19 protein-coding genes are annotated in these 19406 nt (G+C 68.2%); 8 read left to right on the top strand and 11 right to left on the bottom strand.

The genetic code is table 11. The features are described from left to right. Positions 1-50: 50 nt before the first annotated feature. Entirely contained in the window at positions 51-941 is an 891-nt protein-coding gene (locus U5809_RS32870) for a LysR family transcriptional regulator (RefSeq protein WP_322089606.1), read from the bottom strand. A gap of 99 nt (positions 942-1040) precedes the next feature. Between U5809_RS32870 and U5809_RS32865 the strand changes: the two genes are divergently transcribed. Both U5809_RS32865 and U5809_RS32860 read left to right on the top strand, forming a co-directional pair. Beyond that, positions 1041-2612, top strand: a complete 1572-nt coding sequence (locus U5809_RS32865) for an MFS transporter (RefSeq protein WP_322089605.1) — start codon at positions 1041-1043, stop codon at positions 2610-2612. An 86-nt stretch (positions 2613-2698) separates the two neighbouring features. Next, positions 2699-3640 (top strand): AEC family transporter, encoded by a 942-nt coding sequence (locus tag U5809_RS32860; RefSeq protein ID WP_322089604.1) that lies wholly within the window; start codon positions 2699-2701, stop codon positions 3638-3640. 198 nt (positions 3641-3838) lie between these two features. On the opposite strand, the gene U5809_RS32855 is transcribed toward U5809_RS32860, so the two are convergent. From U5809_RS32855 to U5809_RS32845, 3 genes are all read right to left on the bottom strand, one after another. Then, positions 3839-5020 (bottom strand): LysR family transcriptional regulator, encoded by a 1182-nt coding sequence (locus U5809_RS32855; protein ID WP_322089603.1) that lies wholly within the window; start codon positions 5018-5020, stop codon positions 3839-3841. Positions 5021-5084: 64 nt separating this feature from the next. Then, positions 5085-5813, bottom strand: a complete 729-nt coding sequence (locus U5809_RS32850; RefSeq protein WP_042978255.1) for an aspartate/glutamate racemase family protein — start codon at positions 5811-5813, stop codon at positions 5085-5087. A 23-nt stretch (positions 5814-5836) separates the two neighbouring features. Then, a complete protein-coding gene (locus U5809_RS32845; RefSeq protein ID WP_322089602.1) occupies positions 5837-7387 on the bottom strand; it encodes an NCS1 family nucleobase:cation symporter-1 in 1551 nt (516 codons plus the stop codon). Positions 7388-7619: 232 nt separating this feature from the next. On the opposite strand from U5809_RS32845, the gene U5809_RS32840 reads away from it, so the two are divergent. Both U5809_RS32840 and U5809_RS32835 read left to right on the top strand, forming a co-directional pair. Then, positions 7620-7889: a hypothetical protein gene (locus U5809_RS32840; RefSeq protein ID WP_322089601.1), complete on the top strand. Its 270-nt coding sequence runs from the start codon at positions 7620-7622 to the stop codon at positions 7887-7889. 200 nt (positions 7890-8089) lie between these two features. Further along, positions 8090-8638 carry a DUF3005 domain-containing protein gene (locus tag U5809_RS32835; RefSeq protein WP_322089600.1) on the top strand — a complete coding sequence of 183 codons (549 nt, stop codon included), beginning with the start codon at positions 8090-8092 and terminating at the stop codon, positions 8636-8638. Positions 8639-8702: 64 nt separating this feature from the next. On the opposite strand, the gene U5809_RS32830 is transcribed toward U5809_RS32835, so the two are convergent. Next, complete coding sequence (locus U5809_RS32830; protein WP_322089599.1) at positions 8703-9467, bottom strand: DUF4397 domain-containing protein; 765 nt, start codon at positions 9465-9467, stop codon at positions 8703-8705. Between the two features lie 502 nt (positions 9468-9969). Here U5809_RS32830 and U5809_RS32825 point away from each other — a divergent pair. Then, complete coding sequence (locus tag U5809_RS32825; protein WP_322089598.1) at positions 9970-10302, top strand: hypothetical protein; 333 nt, start codon at positions 9970-9972, stop codon at positions 10300-10302. Positions 10303-10422: 120 nt separating this feature from the next. On the opposite strand, the gene mmsB is transcribed toward U5809_RS32825, so the two are convergent. The 3 genes from mmsB to U5809_RS32810 form a co-directional block, all read right to left on the bottom strand. Further along, the gene (mmsB, locus tag U5809_RS32820; protein WP_322089597.1) at positions 10423-11313 is read right to left on the bottom strand and encodes a 3-hydroxyisobutyrate dehydrogenase; all 891 of its coding nucleotides are present in this window, start codon (positions 11311-11313) and stop codon (positions 10423-10425) included. A 211-nt stretch (positions 11314-11524) separates the two neighbouring features. Then, positions 11525-13051 carry a CoA-acylating methylmalonate-semialdehyde dehydrogenase gene (locus tag U5809_RS32815; protein ID WP_322089596.1) on the bottom strand — a complete coding sequence of 509 codons (1527 nt, stop codon included), beginning with the start codon at positions 13049-13051 and terminating at the stop codon, positions 11525-11527. A gap of 115 nt (positions 13052-13166) precedes the next feature. Next, positions 13167-14486 carry an MFS transporter gene (locus U5809_RS32810; RefSeq protein ID WP_176045820.1) on the bottom strand — a complete coding sequence of 440 codons (1320 nt, stop codon included), beginning with the start codon at positions 14484-14486 and terminating at the stop codon, positions 13167-13169. Positions 14487-14643: 157 nt separating this feature from the next. On the opposite strand from U5809_RS32810, the gene U5809_RS32805 reads away from it, so the two are divergent. From U5809_RS32805 to U5809_RS32795, 3 genes are all read left to right on the top strand, one after another. Beyond that, a complete protein-coding gene (locus U5809_RS32805) occupies positions 14644-15603 on the top strand; it encodes a LysR family transcriptional regulator (protein WP_322089595.1) in 960 nt (319 codons plus the stop codon). A 95-nt stretch (positions 15604-15698) separates the two neighbouring features. After that, positions 15699-16490: a uracil permease gene (locus U5809_RS32800; RefSeq protein ID WP_322089594.1), complete on the top strand. Its 792-nt coding sequence runs from the start codon at positions 15699-15701 to the stop codon at positions 16488-16490. A 59-nt stretch (positions 16491-16549) separates the two neighbouring features. Further along, on the top strand, positions 16550-17047 hold the full coding sequence (locus U5809_RS32795; RefSeq protein ID WP_322089593.1) for an SRPBCC family protein: 498 nt from the start codon (positions 16550-16552) through the stop codon (positions 17045-17047). 25 nt (positions 17048-17072) lie between these two features. Here U5809_RS32795 and U5809_RS32790 read toward each other — a convergent pair whose 3' ends face one another. The 3 genes from U5809_RS32790 to U5809_RS32780 all read right to left on the bottom strand — a co-directional run bounded on the left by U5809_RS32790 (position 17073) and on the right by U5809_RS32780 (position 19202). Beyond that, positions 17073-17618 (bottom strand): KUP/HAK/KT family potassium transporter, encoded by a 546-nt coding sequence (locus tag U5809_RS32790; protein WP_322089592.1) that lies wholly within the window; start codon positions 17616-17618, stop codon positions 17073-17075. Positions 17619-17892: 274 nt separating this feature from the next. Beyond that, positions 17893-18351: a TraR/DksA family transcriptional regulator gene (locus U5809_RS32785; RefSeq protein WP_322089591.1), complete on the bottom strand. Its 459-nt coding sequence runs from the start codon at positions 18349-18351 to the stop codon at positions 17893-17895. Positions 18352-18479: 128 nt separating this feature from the next. Continuing rightward, the gene (locus tag U5809_RS32780) at positions 18480-19202 is read right to left on the bottom strand and encodes a haloacid dehalogenase type II (RefSeq protein WP_282510685.1); all 723 of its coding nucleotides are present in this window, start codon (positions 19200-19202) and stop codon (positions 18480-18482) included. Between the last annotated feature and the right edge of the window lie 204 nt (positions 19203-19406).

Raw genomic sequence — 19406 nt, 5'->3', positions numbered from 1 at the left:
GCGCGATGACGGCCGGACGAGCCGACCTCGACGCGCCGCGGCTGCCGTGCTCAGGCGGTGCTTGCCGCGGCCGGCACGACCGTACGCAGGAACGCGCGTACGGCCGGCGCCCGTTCGAAGCGCCGGTGTGCGAGCGCCAGTTCCGACACGATCGGCTTGCCGGCGATCGGCCGGTAGACGACGCCCGGCAGCGACACGCAACCGGCGAGCGCATCGGGAATCACCGCGACCCAGCCGTTCACGGACACGCACGCGAGCACCGCGAGCAAGCCGCCCGGCCGTGCGGCGATCAGCGGCGCGAAACGGCCGCGGCGCGCGACTTCGAGCGTGCCGCGCTCCTGTTCTGGCACCACGAAGCGCGCGTCGGCGAGGTCGGCCGCGCGCAGGGTTGCCGTTTCCGCGTAGCGCGAATCGGCCGGCACGGCCGCGACGAACACGTCGCGCTGCAGCGTGACGATCCGCAGGCCGCCGGGCAGCGGCAGGGGCGGGCGCACGTACGCGAGGTCGAGCCGGCCCGCGTCGAGCTGGTTCGCGACGTCGTCCATCGGCACTTCGCGCAGGTTCAACTCGATGCGCGGGTGCGCGGCACGGAACGCGCCGACCGTGCGCTGTAGCGTGCCCGAATAGACGGCGGACGATACGTAGCCGATCTCGATCCGGCCGAGTTCGCCGCGCTCGGCCAGCGCGGCGAGTTCGCGGCCGCGCTGCAGGTGCTCGAAAGCGGCGCTTGCTTCGGCGAGATAGGCCTCGCCGGCCGCGCTCAGCGCGACCGCGCGGCGCGAACGGTGAAACAGCCGCACGCCGAGCACGCGTTCGGCTTCCTGGATCTGTCGCGTGAGCGCCGGCGGTGCCATGTCTAGTGCTTCGGCCGCGCGGGCGAAATGCAGGTGCTGCGCGACACTCAGGAACGCGCGCACGTGACGGAATTCGAGCCGGTCCATGATTGCATTTTTCGTTAATGAAACAGCACGGGAGTAGCAATGACAGGCAATACAGGCAAGCCTAGCATACGGCTTGTCCATCCTGTTCCGGAGTTGCCGATGTCCCAGTCTTCACCGGCGTCGCGCGCGGCCGCGGCCGACGCCTCGCGTGCGGGCGCGCGCCTGCCGGCCGCCGCGACGCTTGCGGTCGCATCCGCGACCTGTTCGCTGATCGTGCTCGACACGAACGTCGTCGCGGTATCGCTGCCGAGCATCGCGCGCAGCTTTCACGCGAGTTTCGCCGACATCGAATGGGTCGTGAGCGCATACATGACCGCGTTCGCCGCGTGCCTGCTGCCGGCCGGCGGGCTCGCCGATCGCTTCGGGCGCAAGCGGATGCTGTTCGCGGGGCTCGCGCTCTTCTTTCTGGCGTCGCTCGGCTGCGGCGTCGCGCCGTCGGCCGGCTGGCTGATCGCCGCGCGCGCGGTGAAGGGCGGCGGCGCCGCGCTGCTGTTGACGGCTGCGCTCGCGGTGATCGCGAACCGTTTTCCGGAAGGGCGCGACCGGGCGCGCGCATGGGCGATCTGGGGCATGTGCATGGGCGTCGCGACGGCGATCGCGCCACTCGTCGGCGGCGCGATCACGCAATGGATCGGGTGGCGCTGGGTGTTCCTGCTGAACCTGCCGGTGTGCGTGCTGCTGGCGGCTGGTGCGCGCGTCGCGATCGACGAGTCGAGGGATCCGCATGCGAAACGCGTGGATGCGGCCGGCAGCCTGCTGTTCGGCGCGGCGCTCGCGTGTGCGATCGCGGCGCTGATCGGCGCGCCGGCGCATGGCTGGCTGTCGGTCGCGACGCTTGGCCGGCTCGCGCTTGCCGCTGCGCTGTTGGTTGCGTTCATCGGCGCGGAGCGCTGGCAGGCGCGGCCGATGATCGATCTCGCGCTGTTCCGCCGGCCGCGCTTCGTCGGCGCGGTGCTCGCGATGTTCGGCTATGCGGCGTGCGCGCAGGTGATGATGACGTTCCTGCCGCTGTACCTGCAGAACGCGTTCGGGATGTCGGCCGTCGACGCAGGGCTCGGCATGCTGCCGTTCGCGTTCGCGATGATCGCCGGCCCGTCGCTCGGCGCGGCGCTCGCGGCGCGTGTGTCGTCGGGCGGCGTGCTGGCGGGCGGACTCGCGCTGATCGGCGCGGGCAACCTCGTCACCGCGGCGCTGACGGCCAGCGGCGATTACCGGCTCGTCGCAATCGGCATGTTCGTGACGGGGTGCGGCGCCGGCATCATGAACGGCGACACGCAGAAGGCGATCATGGCGTGCGTCCCGCCGGACCGCACGGGCATGGCGTCGGGCATCAGCACGACGACGCGCTTCTCGGCGATCGTGACGGCCGTCGGCGTGCTAGGCGCGGTGCTGGCGGCGAGTACGCACGCGCGGCTCGACGCGCTGTTGTCCGCCACGCCCGGCCTGCGCGCGTTCGCCGATGCGCCGTTCATGTCGAGCCTGCTGGCTGGCGATCTGGCGCAGGCGCTCGGCCGCGTGCCGCCGTCGGCCGCCGGCGTACTCGCACAGGCGGCGCCTGTCGCATTCGCGAGCGGGTTCGCCGACGCACTGACCGTGAGCGGCGTGCTGGCGCTCGGCGCGGCCGTCGTTGCATACAAGTTGCTTACGCAACCGATGCGTGACGGCGCGTGACGAATGGGGCACATGCGCAGCGTATTGGACGCGCGCACACGGAACCATTAAGCTGGCGCGTTCCGGTTTCACGCAGCGTATTCAAGATGTCATCGACGATCGAGATTCTGTTGCCCGTGTTCGGGCTGATCGCGGCAGGATTCCTGTGCCGCCGGCGCGGCGTACTCGGGCCGGCGGCCGCGTCGGAACTCAACCGCTTCGTCGTGTGGCTCGCGCTGCCCGCGCTGCTGTTCCAGATCATGGCGCACGCATCGTGGCACCAGCTGTACCAGCCGGCCTTCGTGGCGACGTTCGCGCTGACCTGCGCGCTCGTGTTCGCCGGCGTGCTCGCGTGGCGCCTGTTCGCGGGGCGCGGGCTCGCCGATGCGAGTATCGACGCGATCGCCGCGTCGTATCCGAACACCGGTTATCTCGGCTTTCCGCTGGGCCTGCTCGCATTCGGTACCGACAGCCTCACGCCGACCACGATCGCGACCATCCTCGTCGCGTGCGTGCTGTTCGCCGGTGCGATCGTGCTGATCGAGATCGGGCTGCAGCGCGACCGCGCGCCGCTGAAGCTGATGTGGAAGGTGGCCGGTGCGCTGCTGCGCAACCCGCTGATCGTCGCGCCGCTGGCCGGGGTCTGCGTGTCGGCTGCGCAGGTGTCGCTCGCCGCGCCGGTCGAAACGTTCCTGAAGCTGCTCGGCGCGGCCGCGAGCCCGTGTGCGCTCGTCAGCCTCGGGCTGTTTCTCGCGGAGAAGCGCGAGGCGGGCGGCGAGGCGCCGCGCGGCAGCGTCGCGCTGACGGCGGTCAAGCTGTTCGTGCAGCCGGCGCTCGCGTGGTGGCTCGGCGTGCGCGTGTTCGCGATGCCGCCCGTGCTCGCGCAGATCGCGGTCGTGCTCGCCGCGCTGCCGACCGGCACCGGGCCGTACATGCTGGCGGAATTCTATGGACGCGAAGCGCAGGTGACGTCGCGCACGATCCTGCTGTCGACGCTCGGGTCGATCGTGTCGTTGTCGGTGCTGCTCGCGCTCGCGCGGCATGTTTGATGCCGCAAGCCGCCTCAGTGTCTTGGCGTCGCGATCGATCTGTTCGTCGTGAAGGCCGCGCGTCGCTTTGCGCAGTCCCGATTGCAGACGAATGCGCCGGTGCTCGCGAGCAGCGTGATCGGAACGGCCAGCGCGATGTGTGCCATCTTCATGCATGCGGCAATCGCGCACATCGTGCCGGCACCGGCCTGGAACCGGTCAATGCGGCTTTGTCGCGATACGGTGGATGCGCGCCGCATGCGCGACACGAGCAGGGGGCGATGCGCGGCAATGCGTCGCCTGCTTGCGGCGCGTGCGGCGGGTGGGTTCAGGCGTATCGGAGACGGCCGGCGCGGTCGTCAGCGCGTCCGTATCCGTGCCGACAGCGATCGCGGCGACAGCAGCGACCGCCGGCAGCGTCGCCTCGGCATCGAGCCACGCACGTGTCGCCTCCGCGATCAAGCCGCGCAGCCAGCGCACGCCTTCGACACACGCTCCCGATTCGTTCCACGTCATCCGGTACACGATGTCCGGCGGTTCGATCGGCAGCGCGATCGCGGCGAGCGGCAGCAGCTTCGCATAGTGCCGCGCGAGCCGGTACGTGGTCGTGAGGATCATGTCGGTGCGCACGAGCGCATGTGCGGCGAGTTCGAAGTGCGGCAGCGTGACGACGATGTGCCGCTGCAGGCCCACGCGTTCGAGCTGCCGGTCGATCGCGCCGGACGCTTCGAGCCACGACGGCGTTGGGCACAGCTGCGGCACTGCCGCGAAATCGGCGGCCGTCATCGCGCCGCGCCGCGCGAGCGGATGCGTCGCGCGCATCAGGCACACGACGCGGTCGTCGAACAGGTCGTCCTGCCGGAAGCGCGACTGGCGTGCGGGACGGTTGTCGATCACGACGTCGAGCTCGCCGTCGGCCAGCGCGCGCTCGTCGTCGAAACCGTCGCCGAGCGGATGGAACACGAGCTGCGCATTCGGCGCGCGTTCTCGGAACAGTGCGACGAGCTTCGGCACGAACAGCACGTTCAGGTAGTCGGGGCAGCCGATCCGGTAAGTACGCACCGACGTGCGCGCGTCGAACGTCGGCTGTTGCATGCGGATGAAATCGATCACGCGCAGCGCGTTGCGCAGCGGTTCGATCAGCCGCGCGCCGAACTCGGTCGGCACCATCCCGTAGCGGCTGCGCACCAGCAGCGGATCGCCGAGCAGCGTGCGCAGCCGCTTGAGCGCGGCGCTCGTCGCCGGCTGCGACATGTTCAGGCGCACGGCCGCACGCGACACGGTGCGCTCGGTCAGCAGCACGAGCAGGATGCGCATCAGCCGCGCATCGAGCACGTCGAGCGCGCCCGTGGCGTCGGCCGCGTCGCGCGGCAGGGCGGTCGGGTCTAGCGGGTCCCGCATGCCGATACGCCTCCCGGCGACACCGTGGCCGAGCGCAACGCGGCTGCCGGCCGGCGGCGCGTCGTCATTTTGCGAAGGTTCCCGGCCAGCCGACGATCCGCTTTGGGCGCGGTGGGGCGTACGTGCGGACCTTCGACGTCTTCAGCTTCAGGCGCACCAGCGACTCGGCGAGCGCGACCGCGGCCGACACGCCGTCGACGACCGGTACGCCCGTGCATTCCTCGATCTGCCGGTCGAGGCCGGCCATCCCGCCGCAGCCGAGGCAGATCACTTCCGCGTGATCGTCCTTCACCGCGCGCTGCGCCTGGCCGACGATCGACTCGATCGCGCGGGCCGGGTTCTCTTCGAGCTCGAGCACCGCGAGGCCGCTGGCACGCACCGACGCGCAGCGCGCATCGAGCCCGGCGAGCTTCAGGCGATCCTCGATCAGCGGCACCGTCCGGTCGAGCGTCGTGACGACCGAGTAGCGATGGCCGAGCAGCATCGCGATGCTCGCGGCTGCTTCGGTGATGTCGACGACGGGCACCGTCAGCAGTTCCTGCAGCCCTTCACGGCCGTGTTCGCCGTAGCCGGCCTGGATCACCGCGTCGTAGGGTTCGTCGTAGCTCAACACGCGATCCATCACGGCGATCGCCGCGAGATAGCTCTCGAAGTTGCCTTCGACCGACTCCGCACCGAAGCGCGGCGTCAGCCCGACGATCTCCGTGCCCGGCGACGCGGCGGCCTGCGCCTGCGCGGCGATCGCGTCGGTGATCGACTCGGTCGTGTTGACGTTGACTACCAGGATCCTCATCGGTGACTCCGTATGCGTGTGTGTCAGTGTTGCGCGCAGGCGACCGCGATGTGTTCGCCCGAGCGCTCTTCGTATTGCCGTTTGCGATCGGCCAGCAGCCAGTACACGCTGCCCGCGATGGCCGCGCCGAGCAGCCAGGAGAACGGCGTCATCGCGCTGAAGGCCGGCACGACGGCGAGCGTGATCGAGATCAGCGCGGACGGCACGAGCGCCGCGAGCGCCTTGCGGTTCACGCCGCGCGTGTAGAAGTAGGCGCCGGTCGGCGCTTCGGTATAGAGATCGGGCACGTTCACGCGCTGCTTGCGCACGAGCCAGTAGTCGACCGTGATGATCCCGTACAGCGGGCCGAGCAGCGCGCCGAGGCCGGACAGGAAGTAGACGATCACGATCGGGCTGTTGTACAGGTTCCATGGCAGGATCAGCACGGCGATCGTCGCGCTGATCAGGCCCGCGCGTCGGAACGACAGGCGCTGCGGCGCGAGGCTCGTCAGCACGAAGGCCGGTGCGACGAAGTTCGCCATGATGTTCACGGCGACCGTCACGATCAGGAAGGCGAGGCAGCCGAGCACGAGGAACGGCTTGTTCGGCACCGTCGCGATGATTTCCGTCGGGCTGTGGATGATGTGGCCGTTCAGCTTGAACTGCGCGCCCGCGAGTACGAAGCTGATCGTCGCGAACACGAGGATGTTGACCGGCAGGCCCCAGAAGTTGCCGACGCGCACCGTCTTCGCGCTCGGCGACGAACGGGCGAAATCGCAGAAGTTGAGCACCAGCGTGCCGTAGATCGCGAGCCACAGCGAGCCGCCCGCGAAGATCTCCGTCCACATCTTCAGGCCCGTCATCGGCTTGCCGATCGACATCGCGAGATGGCCGCCCGTGCGGCTATACATCCACGCGGCGAGCGACAGCGTCGTGACGAGGATCACCGGGCCGGCGAGCCCCTCGTACTTGCGGACCATCTCCATCCCGTACGTGAGGATGCCGATCTGCACGAGCCAGATCGCGATGAACGTGATCCACCCGAGCGTCGACAGCCCGAAGATCGCATTCTGGTCGAACGCGGCGAGACCGGGCCAGATCGCCGTGAGCAGCACGCGCAGCACGACGGAGGCGAGATAGGTCTGGATGCCGAACCATGCGATCGCGATTACCGCGCGGATCATCGCGGGCAGCAGCGCGCCGTAGATGCCGAAGCTCATCCGGCTGATCACCGGGAACGGCACGCCGGTCTTCTGGCCCATGTAGCCGGTGAGGTTCATGAAGCAGTACACGAGCACCGCGCCGATCGCGAGCGATGCGAGCATCTGCCAGCCCGACAGGCCGAGCGCGAACAGCCCGATCGCGAACGAGTAGTTCGCGATGTTGTGCACGTCGTTGGTCCACAGCGCAAAGATGCTGTAGCGGCCCCAGGTCCGGCCCTCGGCCTTGGTCGGCGCGAGATCGGGATTGTGCAGCCGCGGGCTCAGCGCGGGGTCGCGCGTGGCCGAATCGGTTCGATGCGATGCGTCGGCCGCGCCGAGCATGATGCCCGCGCGGTGGGTGGCTTCCAGTTGCACGCCGTTGTCTCCTTCCATGTGCGGGGCGCGAAACCGGCAGCGTGGTCACGCTGCGACGGCCCGGCCGCCGTGGACGTTATGTCTCGGATTTGTTCGCGAGTATGGGTGGCGGCCGTGACGATGGGAAATTAAATATTCGGCTGGGCGTCATTTGAAAAATGAATGGAAGGTGCCCACCAGCCGCACGCGGGCGCGGCACGCAAATTGCTCGCTTGCGGGCTCCATCCACATCGACATCAGCGGAGGTGTCATGCAGCGATATTCCTTTCGTCATGTATCGCGAGCCGTCTTCGCCGGCATCCTGATTGCGGGGCTGGCGGCAGGCGCGGGCTGCCAGAAGAAGAGCAACGACAGCGCTGGCGGGGCGAGTTCCGATTCGAGCGCGACGGGCGGCATGTCGGCCGCGCCGTCCACCGCACCATCGGGCACGCCGAGCAGTGGCGCGGCAGGCAGCAGCGGCGACAGCGGCGCGAGCATGCCGGGCGCGGCCTCCGCGCCGGGCGGCGCCAGCGGCGGCTGACGGGCGCTTTACCGGACGGGCGGCGTGCCGGCTGCGTGCGGGTGTGCCGTCCGCTTTTTTCGTGTGCCGTGCCGGGCAGGCGCGTTTGGTGGCGTGTGTGCTCGCAGCCGTGTGCATGAAAGATTTGCAAGAGCCGTTGTAGCGATTCACGGACCGGCGACGGCGCGAACCGGCGCAAGCTGGCCGGACAAGGAGGTGCGATGCAGAACGCGAAATCGAACCCTACCCCGGAACAGCAGCGGGAACAGATCGAGAAGAGCCCGGTGAAAACACCGGCGGCAGGCGACATGCCGGATGCCGCGACCCAGGCGGCACAGGTGGCACGGCATCCGATGACGCCGGAGGCGATCGCCGGGAAAATGCCGACCGGCCTGCCGCCGGTCGAACGCGGCACGCAGGCGGGCGACAGTCGCGACCCCGTGCGGCGCGCGGCCGCCCGGATCGCGACGCTCGACAACGCGAACATGGCGATGACCGACAACACCGTCGACGTCGACGGCAAGGGCATGGAGGCGGCGGCCGGCGCGTCGAAGTGGCACGACAACGTGATTTACTCGAACGCGTCGCTCGACGAAGCGGTCGAGACACCCGACGAAGGGCTCGGCGGAATCGAGAGCCGGCCGTCCGGCAACCTGCCGCAGATCGCGACGCGGCCGGGCTGGCGCGTGTGCCACGTCGGCGACGTCGATATCGAACACGGCGACGGTACGCGCGCCGAGCACGTGATCCGACTCGAGCGAGTCGACTGATACCGGTGTGCGGGGTCGCGGCGGCCGGCGCAACCGTACCAGCCGCCACGACCGTTGGCGGTCCTTACTGCGGGCCGAGTTCCTGCGCGGACGTATCGGCGTCGTTGCCTTGCGCGACGAGCACGTGAACGTCGTTCGGCGTCACGTCGCCGACCCCGCCCGACGGAATCGTCAGCAGCAGCCAGTCGGCGTTGTTGTTGATGGTGACCGGCGCGGTCTTGAGGATCGGTGTCTTGCTGCCGGCCGTCGTGACGATCACCTGGTAGCTGCCGCCGTTCAGGTAGATCGAATCCTGCGTCGTGGCCGGCACCGCGTTCTGGTAGGCCGCACCTGCCATCGTCGGGCTTTGCGTCGTGATGTCGGTGCCCGGCGGGACGACGTACACGTCGACGTTCTGTGCGTTCGGCGACGCATTGAAGCTGCGCACGCGCGCCTTGTCCGACAGCAGGCCCTTGTCGTACGGATCGTCGATCACGGAGATCAGCGACGTCGTGCTCGGCAGGGCGATCGTCGTGTAGTGGTGGCCGTTCGCCGCGCCGAACGATTGCGCGGCGACGGTCGTCGTCGTGCCCGACACGTCGTAGCTCGCGTTCTGCGTGCCGGAGTCGACGTCGTGATAGCGCGTCACGCCCTTGTAGGCGACGCCCGCCTGGTCGATCTTCGCATTCAGGTAGTAGTCGAGGTTCGGTCCGGCCGGCACGGCGTTGATAAAGCGCGCCTGCGGCTTCGAGATGCCGAGTTCGGTGCCGACGTCGTTGCCGTCGCCGCCACACGCCGCGAGCACGGAAACGACCGAGCACAGGGCCACCAGCGTTCGTATTGATTTCATGTTGTCCTCTCGTTCAGGGAACCTGCTGACGATGCGGGACCGCCGCACGATGGGTCGCGCGGTGCGCAGCGCCGGTTGAGGGAAGGATGTCGACCGCCGGGGAGGCGGGCGTGGGGATGGCGCAAGCGATATGCCTGTGCGGCGATATGGCGCAGCGCGCTTGCGTATGGCGCACCGAGAGGCGCGCGAGATGGTCGCACGGGTTGAAAAAAGTCGGCGGCGTGGCGGCCGGCCCGGCGAAAGCGTCGGCGGGGATCAGGCAGGACGTCGCGCGTCGACCGTCGGACGGCCATGAGCGGCTGAAACAACGGGCCGGCAGGGCAAAACTACCCGGCACGTGAAAACGGTTGCCGGCGACGGCTGTAAATCTTGCCTGAACCGGCCATCGTTTAACCATTCGAAACAATGTGTTCACTGAAAGGGGCATGATCTCCGGCGATCGAGCAGGCATACTGTCGCCTATGTTGCTCAATGCACGTCGAACGGCGTGCGCTTGCCCCCCATGTCCAATCCAGTCTCTTATCGATCCCTGCGATGGTTGACCGTCGCGGCTGCTGCATGCTTGCTCGCCGCGTGTTCGACCGCTTCCGACGTGACCGCGACGTCGAACCCGAACGTGTACACCGTGACGACGCGCACGGTCGGCGTGTCGACGACGTGGGCCGACGCTCATACGAAGGCCATCGACGAAGCCACCAACTACTGCACGCAGCGCGGCATGCGCGCGAGCATGAAGACGGAATCGTTGACCGGCGGCAGCCGTGTCGACGCGCGCGCCGAACTCGCGTTCGAGTGCCATCCGACCTTCGAGACGGCATCGAACCCGCGCGGTTGAACGATCGGCGGCGTTGACGCGCCGTCGCCATCCGCGTTTTCCTTCCCCCGATGCAAACCGACCCGCGATGCCGTTCAGGCACATCGCGGGTCGGCGCACGTCCGGCGTCGGCGGTTCGGGTCAGGCCGACTGCGCCTCGTACAGCTTCACGCACGCGGAGAAGTCGAGCGTGCCGAGCCCCTGCTGGCTCATCGACTGATAGAGCTGCTGCGCGAGTGCGCCCATCCACACCGGCTGGTGCGCGCTGCGTGCCGCTTCGGTCGCGAGCCCGAGATCCTTCAGCATCAGGTTCGCCGCGAAGCCGCCCGCATAGCCGCGCGCGGCTGGTGCCGTGTCGCTCACGCCCGGATACGGGTTGTACGTGTCCGAGCTCCAGCAGCGGCCGGTCGAGGTGTTGATGATGCCGGCCAGCACGGCCGGATCGATGCCGAGCGCCGCGCCGAGCGCCATTGCTTCCGACACGCCCATCATCGAGATTCCGAGCAGCAGGTTGTTGCAGATCTTTGCGATTTGCCCGGTGCCCGTGCCGCCGCAATGCACGACGTTTTTCCCCATGTCGAGCAGCACGGGGCGGATGTGCTCGAACAGCGCGGCGTCCGCGCCGACCATGAAGGTCAGCGTGCCGGCTTGCGCGCCGCCGGTGCCGCCCGACACGGGCGCGTCGGCGAGCGGGAAGCCGCGTTGTGCTGCCGCGTCGGCCACCGCGCGCACGGTGCCGGGATCGATCGTGCTGCAGTCGATCAGTGTCGCGTCTGCCTGCACGCCGGCCAGCACGCCGTCGTCGCCGAGGTAGACGGCGCGCACGTGCTGAGCGGCCGGCAGCATCGTGATCACGACCGCGCCGCGTGCAGCGGCTTCGCGCGGCGAGCTGGCCGCTGTCGCGCCTGCGCGCACTGCGGCGTCGACTGCATGTGTGTCGAGGTCGAACACCGTCAGTGCGTGGCCGGCTTTGAGCAGGTTGGCGGCCATGGGGCCGCCCATGTTGCCGAGTCCGATGAATGCAATTTCCATGTGTAGTCTCGTGTGTCGACCGGACTTGGCGCTTTAGCGCTTAGTCCGGTCCCATGCAAGGCGGTCGACCGGACTTGGCGCTTTAGCGCTTAGTCCGGTCCCATGCAAGGCGGTCGACCGGACTTGGCGCTTTAGCGCTTGGTCCGGTCCCATGCAAGGCGGTCGACCGGACTTGGCGCTTTAGCGCTTGGTCCGGTCCCGTGCTTCGCACTCAGCGCAGCGCGATCGTCGTGTTCACGCCACCGGCCGTCGCGTCGTCGTCGAACCAGCGTGCGGTGACCGTTTTCGTCTGCGTGTAGAACTGCACGACCTGCTTGCCGTACGGGCCGAGATCGCCGAGCTTCGAGCCGCGCGAGCCCGTGAAGCTGAAGTAGGGCACCGGCACCGGAATCGGGATGTTGATGCCGACCTGGCCGATGTCGATCTCGCTCTGGAACTTGCGCGCGGCCGCGCCGCTTTGCGTGAACAGGCCCACGCCGTTGCCCATCGGGTTGCGGTTGACGAGCGCGATCGCGTCGTCGAGCGTGTCGGCTTCGAGCACGACCACCACCGGCCCGAAGATTTCTTCGGTATAGATCGACATGTCGGTCGTCACGCCCGAGAAGATCGTCGGGCCGACGAAGTTGCCATGTTCGTAGCCGGGCACCTTCACGCCGCGGCCGTCGAGTTCGAGCTTCGCGCCGGCCTTCACGCCTTCGTCGATCAGCGCGGTGATGCGCGCATGCGCGGCCTTCGACACGACCGGGCCGACATCGGTGCCCGGCTCGTGGCCCGCGTTGATCTTCAGTGCCTTCGCCTTCTCGACGAGCTCGGGCAGCCAGTCGCGCGCCTTGCCGACCAGCACGACGACCGAGGTCGCCATGCAGCGCTGGCCGGCCGCGCCGAAGCCCGCGCCGACGAGCGCGTTGATCGACTGCTCGCGGTGCGCATCGGGCAGGACGACCGCGTGGTTCTTCGCGCCCATCATCGACTGCACGCGCTTGCCGTGCTGGCTGCCGAGGTTGTACACGTGCGTGCCGACGCGCGTCGAGCCGACGAACGAGATCGCCTTGATGTCCGGATGCGTGCACAGGCGGTCGACCACCGTCTTGCCGCCATGCACGACGTTCAGCACGCCTTGCGGCACACCGGCCTCGATCGCTAGCTCGACCAGTTGCATCGTCGACAGCGGATCCTGCTCCGACGGCTTCAGCACGAACGTGTTGCCGCAGACGATCGCCATCGGGAACATCCACAGCGGAATCATGCCGGGGAAGTTGAACGGTGTGATGCCCGCGCATACGCCGATCGGCTGGCGCAGCGTGTAGGTATCGACGCCGCCCGCGACGTTCTCCGCGAATTCGCCTTGCTGCAGCGTGCCGATCGAGCATGCGTGCTCGACCACTTCGAGACCGCGGAAGATGTCGCCCTGCGCGTCGGGCAACGTCTTGCCTTGCTCGGCCGTCAGCGTGTGCGCGATCCGTTCGAGATTGCGGCGCACGAGATCCTGGAACTTCAGCATGATGCGCAGCCGTGCGCCGATCGGCGTCGTCTTCCAGGTCTGGAACGCGCGCTGCGCGGATGCGATCGCGGCGTCGACCTCGTCGAGCGTCGCGTACGGCACGCGGCCGATCGTTTCCTGCGTCGCGGGGTTGACGATGTCGCCCCATTCGGCGCTTTGCGATTCGACGAACGCGCCGTCGATCAGCAGCTTGGCGGTGGGCAGGGCGAGGGTGGTCTGGGGAACTGCGGCGTTCATGGAACTCTCCGGAAAACGATATGACGACAAAAAAGGGGCACCGTATCCGCCGCCGCGCATGCGTGCACGGCGAGCAGCAGGACGAACTGAAATCGATCGGATGCCGGCGGCGTGCTCACGCGCGCGCCGGCCGCATCAGTGCGGTACACACGAGCGCGAACACGCCGAAGCCGACGAGGTACGCGATCACGTAATGCGGTTGTCCGCCGCCGGCCTTGAGCAGCGACGTCGCGATCATCGGCGCGAAGCCGCCGCCGATCACGCCGGCGAGTTGCACCGACAGCGAGATGCCGCTGTAGCGGATTTCCGCCGGGAACTGCTGCGCAAACAGCAGCGACTCGGGCGCATAGAGGATCGGGAACACGACGCCGAGGCCGAGCACGATCGCCCACCACGCGTACGACGTCTGCTGCGTGCCGAGCATCATGAAGAACGGCGCGGCGAATGCGCACATCAGCACGAGGCCGATGGCGAACATCCGGCGCTGGCCGATCTTGTCGCTCAGGTGGCCGCACAGCGGCATCGTGACGAGCGACAGTGCGGCGCCAGCCGTGATCGCGTGCAGCATCTCGGCTTTCGGCAGATGCAGTTGCTGCGTCGCATAGGCGAGCGCGAACGTGACGACCATGTAGAACCACGTGTTCTCGGCGGCGCGTGCGCCGACGATCGTCAGCACTTCACGCGGATGGCGGCGCAGCGCGGCCGTCACCGGCGATTTCTCGGCCTTGCCCTGGCGCTGCATCTTCTCGAAGTCGGGCGATTCGGGCACCTTCGCGCGGATGAACCAGCCGAGGCCGACGAGCGCGATGCTCGCGAGGAACGGCACGCGCCAGCCCCACGACAGCATGTCGGCTTCCGGCAGCGCGGCGACCGCGGCCATCGCGACCGACGACAGGATCAGGCCGAGCCCGACGCCCGTCTGCGGCAGGCTGCCGAACAGCCCCTTGCGGCCCTTTGGCGCGTGTTCGACGGCCATCAGCACCGCGCCGCCCCATTCGCCGCCGACGGCCATCCCTTGCAGGAAACGCATCGCGATCAGCAGCGCGGCGGCCCAGTAGCCGATGCTGTCGTACGACGGGATCAGCCCGATGATCATGCTCGGCACGCCCATCAGCAGCAGCGTGATCATCAGCATCGACTTGCGGCCGATCCGGTCGCCGAAGTGGCCGAACACGATGCCGCCCATCGGCCGCCCGATGAAGCCGACCGCGAACGTGCCGAACGCGGCGAGCGTGCCGACGACGGGGTCCAGCGACGGGAAGAAGATGCGGTTGAACACGAGCGCGGCGGCCGTGCCGTAGAGGAAGAAGTCGTACCACTCGATCGTGGTGCCGGCCATGCTGGCCCAGCCGGCCAGCAGGTGGTGCTTCGCGGTGCGCTCGGGCGCCGGCGCCGCGACTGTCGCATGCTCATCGAGGGTGGATCGCGTCTGCATGGTGTCTCCGTGGTGGTGCCGCGGCTCGTGGTCCGCAGGTCACGGTCGAGTATAGTTATGCGCAGATTCATCATGTACCGATAAAGAAACCGGTTGGATGTGCATTTATGCATATCGACGGCCGGCCCGGAGACTCCAGCCCCTATTTCCCTCGCCGATGCGACATGCCACCGAGCCGGTTTCCGGCAACCTGAACTGGGACGACCTGCGCTTTTTCCTCGAAGTCGCGCGCACGCAGCGCGCGAGCGGCGCCGCGAAGCGGCTGGGCGTCGACTACACGACCGTCGCGCGCCGCATCCGCGCGCTCGAGGCCGCGATGGGCACGCTGCTGTTCGACAAGTCGCGCTCCGGCGGCTTCACGCTGACGGCCGAGGGGCAGCGGCTCGTGGCCTATGCGGATGCGATGGAGACGACCGTACAGTCCGCGTGCGACCAGGTCGCGAACACGGGCGCGGCGCTGTCGGGCCATGTGCGGATCGGGTCGACGGAGGGGTTCGGCTGCTTTTTCCTCGCGCCGCAGCTCGCGCAGTTTCGCGCCGAGCATCCGCACGTGACGGTCGACCTGCTGCCGGTGCCGCATTTCGTCAACCTGCCGAAGCGCGAAGCCGACCTCGCGATCACGCTCGAGCGGCCCGAGCGCGGGCCTTACGTGGTCACGAAGCTGTGCGATTACCAGTTGCGGCTCTACGCGACGCGCGACTATCTCGCGCGCCACGCGCCGATCACATGCACGGACGATCTCGCGCAGCACACGTTCATCAGCTACGTCGACGATCTCGCGTTCAGCAACGAGCTGCTGTACCTGGACCGGGCGGTGCCCGGCGCGACGGCCGGGTTGCGCACGACGAGCGTGATCGCGCAGTATTTCGCGGCGCTGCAGGGCGGCGGGCTCGCGATCCTGCCGTGCTTCATGGCGGCGACGCAGCCGGCGCTGGTGCCCGTGCTGCCGAACGATGTCGTCGTCACGCGGTGTTTCTGGCTGACGTGCCGCGAGGATCTGCGCAAGCTGCGGCGCGTGACCGCGCTGTGGGATTACCTGCGCGCGGCGGCGGACGCGAATCGCGCGCTGCTGTCGGGCGAATCGGGGACGCTGCGGTTCGTCGGCGAGCCGGAATAGCGGGCGAGCGGGGCGGCCGAAGTGGCGACGATGTCGTCGACCTGAATTGAAACAACGGCCAGCGACGGTCCGGCCGGTTATCGGGGGAAACGCAGATGGCTTTGACGCATGCGGGCAAGGTTTTCGTGGTCTGTGTGGCCGTATTCGGCGTAGCCGCGTACTGGCTCGCGTCGCGCATGGTGCGCCGTCAGACCGGCGGCAAGGGCAGGACTGGCGGCGCGGTCGCATTCTGGTGGCTCGTGTGCTTTTGTCTCGTATCGCTGTTTTTCCCGTTCGCGTACTGGATCGGCGACGAATTCTACGAGCTGGCGGTGTCGCCGAAATACGAGGCGACCGTCGTGTCCTACCGGTCCGAATGGGACACCTGCGAGCGGAGCGACAGCAGCGGGCGCACCGAGCGCTACCAGTGCATCAAGTACACGTCGATCCTGGAAGTCGTGATGCCGGATGGCGAGCGAGTCGTGCTGCCGGGCAACATTCGATCCGGCGGCGTGCCGGAGATCGGCGAGAAGATCGATGTCGTGTTGCCGGCCGGGGCCGCTCAGCTGCATGAACGCAGTGTGCGCAGTGTCGGGCTGCTGGCCGGTGGCGCGCTGATGGTCGCGATCGTCGGGTATTTCGTCTACCTGATCGCCGCGTACGGCGCGGGGAAGAACATCGACGGCGCGGCCCGCTTCGGCGTGGCCGCGGTGATGAACGGGCTCGTGCCGCTCGGCGCGCTGCTGATGGAAATCGGGTTCCTGAGCGTGCCTTACCGCTACTGGGCACGGGGGAATCCGGAACAGTGGCCGGTGTGGGTGCTGGCGCTCTGCCTGCTGTTCGCGCTGGGGCTGCTGCCGTTGCTGCTGATCTATGCGCGGACCGCATGGCGTGCGGTCGTGAAGTGACGGATGTGGCGGGGCGGTTGTGCCATCATCTCCGCATCGACAACCGCCAGGAGACGGTCGTGGAAATTCATTCGCAGTGGACGTTCGATTGCCGGCCCGAGCATGTCTGGCCGCACTTCCTCCATGCCCGGATGGACGACACGCGGCCGCTGCTGTTCCGCCTCGGCGTGCCGAAGCCGGTCAGTTGCCGCGTGCTCGAAGGCGTGCCCGCCGTCGGCAACACGCGGCAATGCACGACCGATCGCGGCACAATCGACCAGCGGATTCTCGTGCTCGACGAGAATCGCCGGCTGCGTTACCGGATGGTGGCGTCGACGGTGTGGTGTCGCGACTGGGTCGGCCAGCTGGAGGACGAATTCACGCTGACGCCGCTCGAAGGCGGCAGGACGCGCGTCGAACGGCGCACCGTGTTCAGTGCGCGCGGCTTCCTGAAACCGGTTCGTCAGATCGGCCTGTGGCTGGCGTTGCAGCAGGCCCACCGATATGCGGCGCGCAACTGGCGGCGTCTTGCGAGCGCGGCGAAGGGGCGTGCCGGCGCGCTGGAACCGGCGACCTGACTGGGGGCGCGAACGTCCCCGCGTGCTAAATCGAGACCTGCCGGCCCAGATCGACGACCTGATCGGCCGGCACGCGCAGATAATCCGTGACCCGCGTGCAGTTGCGCAGCATCAGCGCGAACGCCCGCGCGATCCAGCGCGGAACGCCTTGCCCGTCGTCCCTGCTGGTCACGCGCTCCATACCGATGAAATAGGTCAGCGCGGCCGGGTCGAGCGGGCAGCCGTGCCGGCTTGCGATCTGCGTCATCAGTGCCGGCAGATCGGCGCGTTCCATGAACCCGTAGGTCGCGGTCACCGTCCAGTAGCCGGGCATGGGCTCCGCGATCGCGATCCGGTTGGCGGCATCGACCCAGGGTGTCGACGCGATCTCGAGCGTCACGGCGAGCACGTTACGTTGCAGTGCCTGGCTGTGCCTGACGTACCAGAGCAGCACCGGCGGTACGCCGTCCTTCGCGCGGGTCAGGAAAATCGCGGTGTCGGGCACGCGTGCGAGGGTGTCGCCGGTCGAGCGCATGAATGCATCGACCGCGACCGGGTTCTCGGCGAGCCGGCCGGTGGCCGCGTACGGCATTCTGTGCCGTTGCGCCGGCCAGAGAGGCCGGACGGCAGCGCACTGTATTCTGCAATCCTTTGCATTCGTATGGCGACTTGCAAAGGATTTGTCAGGTGCCTGAAGGCAACGCGAGCGTGCCGCTCGACGTCGACGGAAGGTTTTCTTGAGGCGGGGCGAGCGGACGACCCGATGTCGTCCGCCGTATCAGGGATGCGCGCGGCGCGGGGCCATCCTGTCGGGTGCGAGCCGTGGTGGCCCGTTCAATGTTGCCGTGGCGATGGCCGAGATCCGGTCATTGTCCCGATTCGCGCCGGCTTTCTTCATCGACGGTGTAGATGGCCTCGGGAACGGCTTCGAGCCGCCCGATCGGAATGGGATCGCCGCTTTCGTCGGAGTATCCGTAGGTGCCGTCCGCGATCTTTTCCAGCGCGCGCTGGATGTCGGCGATCCGGTGGACGTTGACGTTTCGCAGCGCCTGGTTCGCGACGTCCTGCTCGAGCGTCTGCGCGTCGTCCTCGCGTTCCTCGGCTTCCGCGCCGGTCGTTTCCTGTTGTTGCCGTTCCTGCGCGATGGTGTTTTCCTCGCCGCCGAGCACTTGCCGCTGCAAGGCCTCGAGCCGCTGACGTTGCCTGGCGATAAACGCTTCGTTCAGGCCGTTGGGCTGTTCGTCCATGTTCGTTCTCCGGTGGGGGTTGCCAGAAATCGATGCCAACCGTCGGAACACGGCCGGCGACGCTGCATTCTCGATCATGTCGCGGCTGCGGACAAGCCGGCGCGCGGGAGGGCCGGACGCTACGCGTAATAGATATTCCCGATAGCCGTGTCGCGCGCCTGGCGCTTGCGTTCGGCGTCGTGCGGCGCGCCCGGCGCACGCATCGCTCAACCGGGGCAGCCCAGCCGGTCCGCGAGTTCGTTCAGGTCCCTGACATCGAAGTCCCATTGATCGTCGGCCTGCAGGTCGGTCGTCTGGCCGGGCCCGTGTTCGGTCGGCCTCAGCACGAACGCGGTCGACAGCCCTTGCCGGCGCGCGGCCGCGAGATCGCCGTTGTGCGCCGCGACCAGGCACAGCTCGGCCGGCGCGAGGCCGAGAATCTCGACGGTATCGCTGTACACCTGCGGGGACGGCTTGTACGCGCGGACGACTTCCGCGCCGAGAATCGCGTCCCACGGCAGCCCCGCGCGTTTCGCGACGTCGACCATCAGCCGGATGTTGCCGTTCGACAGCGGCGCGATGATGAAGCGCCGCTTCAGCCGGTGCAGCGCGGCGACCGCGTCGGGCCACGGGTCAAGGCTGTGCCATGCGAGGTTGAGCGTGTCGATGTCCGCGTCGGGCACGTCGTCGATGCCGAAACGGTCGAGCGTGCGGACGAGGTTTTCGCGATGCAGCACGTCGAGCCGCACGTAGCGGCGGCGTCCGCTGCGGATTTCTTCCATCGACGGCGTGTATTCGGCGCGCCACGCATCGGCGAATTCGAACGGGTCGATCGCAGGTGCGTGGCGGTCCAGGAACGCGGCGGCGCCGCGTGCGACACAGCTTCTCCAGTCGACGATCGTTCCGAAGACATCGAAAACGAGCGCCTTGATTTCGGCAGGGTTCGTCATGGTGATCCAGTGAAGGTCGTTCGATGAGGGCACACATCGCCGTGCCGCCGGATTGCGCGACGCCGGTTCGATCGACATTGAATCACGGATACGAAAACGCGGCCTGGCCGGCCGCGAGGTCGCCCCGGTCATGCCGGAACGAAGGAGAGGGGGCGGCGCGCGCCGATGGCCGGAAAACACCGGCCGCCGCGCGCGCCGCGCCGG

The sequence above is a fragment of the Burkholderia sp. BCC1999 genome (assembly GCF_905339975.1).
Lineage (GTDB): Bacteria > Pseudomonadota > Gammaproteobacteria > Burkholderiales > Burkholderiaceae > Burkholderia.
The sequence above is the reverse complement of the archived record's forward strand: the minus strand, read 5'-3'. Positions and strand labels throughout refer to the sequence as shown.